The organism is Streptomyces prunicolor NBRC 13075, from assembly GCF_000367365.1.
GTDB lineage: Bacteria > Actinomycetota > Actinomycetes > Streptomycetales > Streptomycetaceae > Streptomyces > Streptomyces prunicolor.
Window position 1 is genome coordinate 1 of record NZ_BARF01000176.1, and the last position, 6,249, is coordinate 6,249.

Here is a 6,249-nt window from a genome sequence, read left to right on the forward strand (position 1 = left end):
CACGCCGCCTTGGGCGCGTTGACGTCACTCGGCAGAGCCTTCTGCGCAACCTCGACCAGCGCAGCAAACGCACCGGCGTCGTTCACGGCCAGCTCCGCAAGGATCTTGCGGTCGACCTCGATGTTCGCCGCGTTCAGACCCTGGATGAAGCGGTTGTACGTGATGCCGTTGGCGCGAGCCGCAGCGTTGATGCGCTGGATCCACAGCCGACGGAAGTCACCCTTGCGCTTCTTGCGGTCGTTGTAGTTGTAGACCAGCGAGTGGGTGACCTGCTCCTTGGCCTTGCGGTACAGGCGCGAACGCTGACCGCGGTAGCCCTTGGCGGCCTCGAGGATCGCCCGGCGCTTCTTGTGGGCGTTGACTGCCCGCTTGACGCGTGCCACTTGTTTAACTCCTTGTAGCGGGGCCGTGGTTGGACTCACACGGCCCGGAATCGATGGGGTCCCGGTCCAGACGTACGGCGCTCAACCGGAGCGCCGCGTACGTCACTTGCCGAGAAGCTTCTTGATCTTCTTGGCGTCGCCCGGGGCCATCTCGGCGTTGCCGGTGAGGCGACGCGTCACACGGGACGACTTGTGCTCGAGCAGGTGGCGCTTGCCGGCACGCTCGCGGAGCACCTTGCCGGAGCCGGTGATCTTGAAGCGCTTGCTGGCACCGCTGTGCGACTTGTTCTTCGGCATAGCGCCGTATCTCCTCGTCGGTGGCGCTCCGGTGCCCGGTCGTGAAACCGGGCACGGGTGGAGCGTCGCTCTTGTTTCGGTTACATCCCTGGACTGGCGTCCTGGGATCAGGCGTCGGCGCGAGCCTCGGCCGGGGCCTCGACGGTCTCGACCTCGGTGACGTCGCCCTCGTCAACGATCTCCTCGTTGACGCTGCCCTCGTCGTCGAACTCGGACTCCGCGGCGTTCTGCGACTTGCCCGGGTTGGCCTTCGCTTCCGCCTTGCGGACCGCCTGGGCCTCACGGGCCTCGGCCATCGCCTCGGTCTTCTTCTTGTGCGGGCCGAGAACCATGATCATGTTTCGGCCGTCCTGCTTCGGGTTCGACTCGACGAACCCGAGGTCCTCGACGTCCGTGGCGAGACGCTGCAGCAGTCGGTAGCCGAGCTCCGGCCGGGACTGCTCGCGACCACGGAACATGATCGTGATCTTGACCTTGTCGCCCTGCTTCAGGAACCGGACGACGTGACCCTTCTTGGTGTCATAGTCGTGCGGGTCGATCTTCGGCCGGAGCTTCATTTCCTTGATGACCGTGTGCGCCTGGTTCTTGCGCGCCTCACGGGCCTTCATGGCCGACTCGTACTTGAACTTCCCGTAGTCCATGAGCTTGCAGACCGGCGGACGTGCACTCGCCGCAACCTCGACCAGGTCCAGGTCGTACTCCTGCGCAAGCTCAAGGGCCTTGGCAAGCGGAACAATTCCGACCTGCTCGCCGCTCGGACCGACAAGTCGCACTTCGGGAACGCGAATCCGGTCGTTGATACGGGGCTCGGTGCTGATGGATCCTCCTCGGTTAGCACCACACGGCCATCTGGCGGACGGCCGCGTTTGTCTTTGGTAGACAGACCTAACCGCGCCGGAACACGAAAAATGCCCCGGACGATCACAAGACGGGGCTCCAAAACACTGCCGGAGCACCGCCGCGATGATCGCGGGGCGCGCTTTCGGGCGACTCCATCGTCCGTACGGAACGATGGTGACCGCCTGACCGGGGTGACCCGCCGTCCGTGAGGACAGTCAGGTGGGAGATCGGAGCCTCCACTTGTTGGCCGGGCACCACAGTGCCTGGCCGGTCATCACACAAGGTTAGCAGCTCCCCGGGGGTGGTGCGAACCGCCGTACACCGGGCCCTATCGTGTGGGGCATGAGTGACACGCCTCCCGAGTCCACCAATGTTGACGCCCCCGACTTCGACGCCATGGCCCGCGACATCGCGGAGGTCCCGGCGGTCGAGGTGATCGTGACGGTCGCCGTCAATCTGATGAGCGCCGCCGCCGTGAAGCTGGGTCTGACCGAGGAGGGCGACAAGTACAAGGACCTGGACGAGGCCCGCAAGCTGGTCACCGCCCTGGCCGGCCTCCTCGACGCGAGCGCGACCGAGATCAGCTCGTTCCACGCGGCCCCGCTGCGCGACGGCCTGAAGTCCCTCCAGCTGGCCTTCCGCGAGGCGTCCCTCGTCCGCGACGAGCCGGGTCAGGGCCCTGGCGAGAAGTACACGGGCCCGATCTACGGCTAGCAGCTCACCCCATACGTACGTACAAGGGCTCGCCGGGAGGCGTCGTCCCGGCCGGCAGGACTGCCAGGTCGAGGCCGCGCACCAGGCGGGCCCTCAGTGTCTCGTCGGCGGCGAGGCCGCGGGCGACCGCGTGGACGCCGGCGTCGTGCGGTACGGCGGGCTCGAAGACCAGCGCGAGGGTGCCGTCGGCCCGGCCGGGGCCGAGGTAGGCGCACAGCACCGCGCCCACGTCGGCGACCACGGCACGCACCGCCGCCACGACCACCGGGTCGGCGAGCGGGTCCACGCTGGTGCGCCCCTCGGCGAGGGCCAGCAGCGCGGGCCCCGACAGTTCGAAGGGCACCGGCCCCGCCATGTCCAGCACCACCGTGTCCGCCTTCTCGTGCGCGGCGGCCTGCAGCGCCTGGTGCAGCGGTACGGCCACGGGCCGGGCCGCCGGGTCCCAGCGGGCCAGCGAGTCGGTGGACGTGAAGGCGGGCAGCGCGGTCCGGCCGCCGGCCTTCAGCGTGGGCACGGCCATGTCGCTGGTCTTCTCGCGGCGCAGCCCGTTCTCGTCCTCCTCGACCTCCCCGAGCACGGCCACCACGGGCACGAGCAGCCGGGCACCCTTGAGGGCTTCCAGGACGGGTCCTACGGCGCCGCGGTCCGCGGCCCAGGCGGCGAGCGCCGCGCTCAGTCCGGGATCGGCGGAGCCGTCGTCGTCGGAGTAGCCGGAGTCGGGAATGTTCTTGTTCGCCACGGTGACCGACCCTATCGGGGGGATGCTGCAGGGCTTGTGCGGGCCCTGAAACGCGGGGGACACAGCTTTCACACGTTTCTCAGACACCGTTGACAGACATCTAACTTTCATCTCACGAACCGCACAGTCGCCGCGCCCACCATCGCGGGCATGGAGTCTTCCAGAGCCGCCCGCCGAAACCACCGCGCGCGTTCCTCCCGGCGCCGTCCGCTCCCTTACATCGCCCTCGCCGCCGCGGCCGTCGTGGGCGTCACGGCGGGGGGAACCGTGTATGTGAAGGCACACGCGCACTCCGACGTCGTATCGTCGGCGGCGGCGGCGCCGTCCGCCTCGGCGTCGGCGTCGGGCAGCCGGGAGGCGACGGTGGAACCTGTGACGCAGCCGACGGTCGACTACGACGGGCTGCTGGCGAAGGCGATGAAGTCGGTGACTCCGACCGGCGACCAGAAGGTGTCGGTGGCGGTGCTCGATCTGACCTCCGGCGAGAGCGCCACGTACGGCGGCACCGCCTTCGACACGGCGAGCATCGTCAAGGTCGACATCCTGGCGACGCTGCTGCTCCAGGCGCAGGACGCGGGCCGGCAGCTGACGGCGACCGAGAAGTCGTACGCCACGACGATGATCGAGAACAGCGACAACGACTCCGCGTCGGCGCTGTGGCGGATCATCGGCAAGGCGGGCGGGCTCGACGCGGCGAACAAGACGCTCGGGCTGAGCGGTACGACCGGCGGCGACGACATGCTGTGGGGCCTGACCCAGACGACGGCCGCCGACCAACTCACCCTGCTCCAGCAGGTGTTCGGCGACGACTCGAAGCTCAGCTCGGCGTCGCAGTCGTACATCCAGGGTCTGATGAAGCAAATAGAGGCCGACCAGCAGTGGGGGGTGTCGGCCGCCGCCGACGGCTCCAAGTGGGCGCTGAAGAACGGGTGGTTGGCGCGCAGCACGACCGGGCTGTGGGACGTCAACAGCATCGGTCGGGTGACCGGCGAGGACGGCGACACGTACCTGGTCGCCGTGCTCTCGAAGGGCAGCACGACGCAGACCAAGGGCATCTCGCTGATCGAGGCGGCGGCGAAGGCGGGGGTGGCCGCGTTCGGCAAGAACGGCGGTTCGTCTACGACGGCATCGGCATCGGCATCGGCGTCGGCGTCCGACTGAGTGGCTGTCTGACGTCCGCGGCCAACTACCCCTGCTCACACCTGCGTTGAGAATGCCTCGGGGCGTCGGCGTCGGCCGCGCCACAGGACGACCGCGGCCACGAGGAGGACTCCGCCGACGCTGCCCGCGAGGGGGCCCGCCCAGTCGGAGGTGTCGCTGTCCGTCTTGGCGGCGTCCGGGCCGGAGCCGAAGTACTTCTTGCCGTAGGCGGCGGACGTCAGGCCGGTGGGCTTGAGGCCGGCGGCGGCCTTGATGGCGGCGGCGGGGTCGATGAAGCCGTAGCCGCGGGAGTCGTCGCGACCGCCGGCCGGGGGGTTGCGCGCGGTGTCTTCGAGGAGCTTCTTGATCTGGGCCGGGGTCAGCCCCGGGTGGGCCGCTTTGATGAGCGCAACGGCCCCTGACACAAAGGCGGATGCGGCGCTGGTCCCCCACCCCTCGTAGTACTTGTGGTCGGGGTCGGCGATGACGACGTTGACGCCGGGGGCGCTGACCGTGGCGTACCAGCGGCGGGTGGAGAAGGAGGCGCGGGTGCCGAAGCGGTCCACGGCGGTCGCGGCGATCACGCCCGGGTAGGCGGCCGGGTAGGAAACGTGGTCGCCCTTCTCACCGCCGTTGCCGGCCGAGGCGACGACGGCGACGCCCTTCTTCAGGGCGTACTGCACGGCCTCGTCCTCGGCGGGCTCGGGGTGCGCGGAGGCGGAGTCGTCGCCGAGGGAGAGGTTGATGACGTCGGCACCGTGGTCGGCGGCCCAACGGATGCCGTCCGCAAGGGCGTTGCCGCGGGTGGTGCGGGCCTTGGCGCGGGCGGAGTCGCCGTCTTCGAGGATCACGCGGACGGGGAGGATCTTGGCCTCGGGGGCGATGCCGATGACGCCGTCGGTGTCGCCGGGGCCGTGTCCGTGGCCGGCGATGATGCCGGCCATGGCGGTGCCGTGGCGGGCCCAGGCGCGGTCGCCCGGCTTCGCCCCGAAGCCGACCATGTCCTTGCCGGCCAGGACGTTGCCGGTGAGGTCGGGGTGGTCGGCCTCGACGCCGGTGTCGAGGACGGCGACGGTGATGCCCTTGCCCTTGGTGGTCTGCCAGACCTCCTGGGTGTGCATGGCGTCCAGGGCCCATTCCTGGGCGCGTATGCCGTCGGCGTGCGCGACGGTGGACGGCACCAGGGCGAGGGAGGCGGCCAGGAGGGCGCTCAGCAGACCGGCCCGGCGGACGGTGACGCTCATGAGGTCTTCTTCTCCGAGGTCGTTGAGGCCCCCGAGGGCGAGTCGACGGTCTTGCGCAGGCTCCGCTCGACCCGGTCGGCGAGGCCTTGCGCCTCGTTGCCGAGACCGGCCTGGGCGGGGGCGTCGGTGCTGCCGGACGTGACGGCTTTGTCGGCGGGTTCGGGTGCGTCGGCCTTACGGCCGTCCGCCCAGCCGGAGACGGCGTAGACGACGACGGGGGCGTCGGTGAGGACGGAGACGGTCCACGAGGCGCGCTGTTCGTCGCCGAAGGCGGCGGCGAGGGTGCCCTTGGCGGCGTACGGGCGGGGCATGAGGTCGGTGCGGTTCCCGAGGCTCTCGTTCTTGAAGCGGGTGGAGAGGGCGGTCATCGTGGCGCTGTCGGCCTTGGCGAAGAGAATGCCGACGGTGGTGACGTAGCTCTGGGTGGCGTCGGTGTAGGTGGCGCGCAGCAGCCGCTGGCAGCCGACCGGGGCGAGCACGTCACGCAGCAGCGGATCGAAGGCGTTCGCACAACCGGTGTCCGGGGCGACGGCGATCCGCGTCCAGGTGCGGTCGGCGCCGCCGGGGCCGGCCCCCTGCCCCTGCACGGTGGGCGGGAAGAGCTGATCGACGGGCACGCTGTGCCACAACTGCCCGGCGGCGGCGAAGGAGGTGGCACCGCTGTCCACCCCGTCATCGCCGGTGAGCCAACTCCCGGTCACCGCACCGCCGATGAGCCCGAGACCGAGCACGACACAGACGGCGACAGCGGCGGTACGGGACCGCAATCGCGCCCCCAACGGCCGCGCCCGCACCCGCTCGTCGTACCCCTCGGGCTCCCCGAACGACACAACCGGCCGCCCCTCGACGGGGTTTATGGGCGCGCTCCAGGAAAAGGCGGGGTCGGGGCCGG

The 6,249-nt window shown here is 70.0% G+C and carries 7 protein-coding genes and 1 pseudogene; 2 read left to right on the top strand and 6 right to left on the bottom strand.

From position 1 onward, the window contains the following. From rplT to infC, 3 genes and pseudogenes are all read right to left on the bottom strand, one after another. Positions 1-383, bottom strand: a 383-nt coding sequence (rplT, locus tag SPR02S_RS54525) for a 50S ribosomal protein L20 (RefSeq protein ID WP_019065472.1), incomplete at its 3' end; no start/stop codon positions are given. 102 nt (positions 384-485) lie between these two features. Further along, positions 486-680, bottom strand: coding sequence for a 50S ribosomal protein L35 (gene rpmI, locus SPR02S_RS54530; protein ID WP_019065473.1), 195 nt, complete (start codon positions 678-680; stop codon positions 486-488). A 107-nt stretch (positions 681-787) separates the two neighbouring features. Continuing rightward, positions 788-1,523: pseudogene (infC, locus tag SPR02S_RS54535) on the bottom strand (translation initiation factor IF-3). Between the two features lie 339 nt (positions 1,524-1,862). Here infC and SPR02S_RS54540 point away from each other — a divergent pair. Beyond that, the gene (locus SPR02S_RS54540; protein ID WP_019065475.1) at positions 1,863-2,234 is read left to right on the top strand and encodes a DUF1844 domain-containing protein; all 372 of its coding nucleotides are present in this window, start codon (positions 1,863-1,865) and stop codon (positions 2,232-2,234) included. A gap of 4 nt (positions 2,235-2,238) precedes the next feature. Here SPR02S_RS54540 and SPR02S_RS54545 read toward each other — a convergent pair whose 3' ends face one another. Then, the gene (locus SPR02S_RS54545) at positions 2,239-2,973 is read right to left on the bottom strand and encodes an SseB family protein (RefSeq protein ID WP_019065476.1); all 735 of its coding nucleotides are present in this window, start codon (positions 2,971-2,973) and stop codon (positions 2,239-2,241) included. A 150-nt stretch (positions 2,974-3,123) separates the two neighbouring features. Here SPR02S_RS54545 and SPR02S_RS54550 point away from each other — a divergent pair, with 150 nt between their 5' ends. Next, a complete protein-coding gene (locus SPR02S_RS54550; RefSeq protein ID WP_019065477.1) occupies positions 3,124-4,134 on the top strand; it encodes a serine hydrolase in 1,011 nt (336 codons plus the stop codon). A gap of 35 nt (positions 4,135-4,169) precedes the next feature. Here the strand turns inward: SPR02S_RS54550 and mycP are convergent, their stop codons facing one another. Beyond that, complete coding sequence (gene mycP / locus SPR02S_RS54555; RefSeq protein ID WP_019065478.1) at positions 4,170-5,357, bottom strand: type VII secretion-associated serine protease mycosin; 1,188 nt, start codon at positions 5,355-5,357, stop codon at positions 4,170-4,172. Further along, positions 5,354-6,187: a hypothetical protein gene (locus SPR02S_RS54560; RefSeq protein WP_019065479.1), complete on the bottom strand. Its 834-nt coding sequence runs from the start codon at positions 6,185-6,187 to the stop codon at positions 5,354-5,356. Before SPR02S_RS54560 ends, mycP begins: the two co-directional genes overlap by 4 nt. Between the last annotated feature and the right edge of the window lie 62 nt (positions 6,188-6,249).

Coding starts and splice junctions, on each gene's coding strand:
- rpmI (WP_019065473.1), bottom strand. CDS start 680: ATGCCGAAGAACAAGTCGCACAGCGGTGCCAGCAAGCGCTTCAAGATC.
- SPR02S_RS54540 (WP_019065475.1), top strand. CDS start 1,863: ATGAGTGACACGCCTCCCGAGTCCACCAATGTTGACGCCCCCGACTTC.
- SPR02S_RS54550 (WP_019065477.1), top strand. CDS start 3,124: ATGGAGTCTTCCAGAGCCGCCCGCCGAAACCACCGCGCGCGTTCCTCC.
- mycP (WP_019065478.1), bottom strand. CDS start 5,357: ATGAGCGTCACCGTCCGCCGGGCCGGTCTGCTGAGCGCCCTCCTGGCC.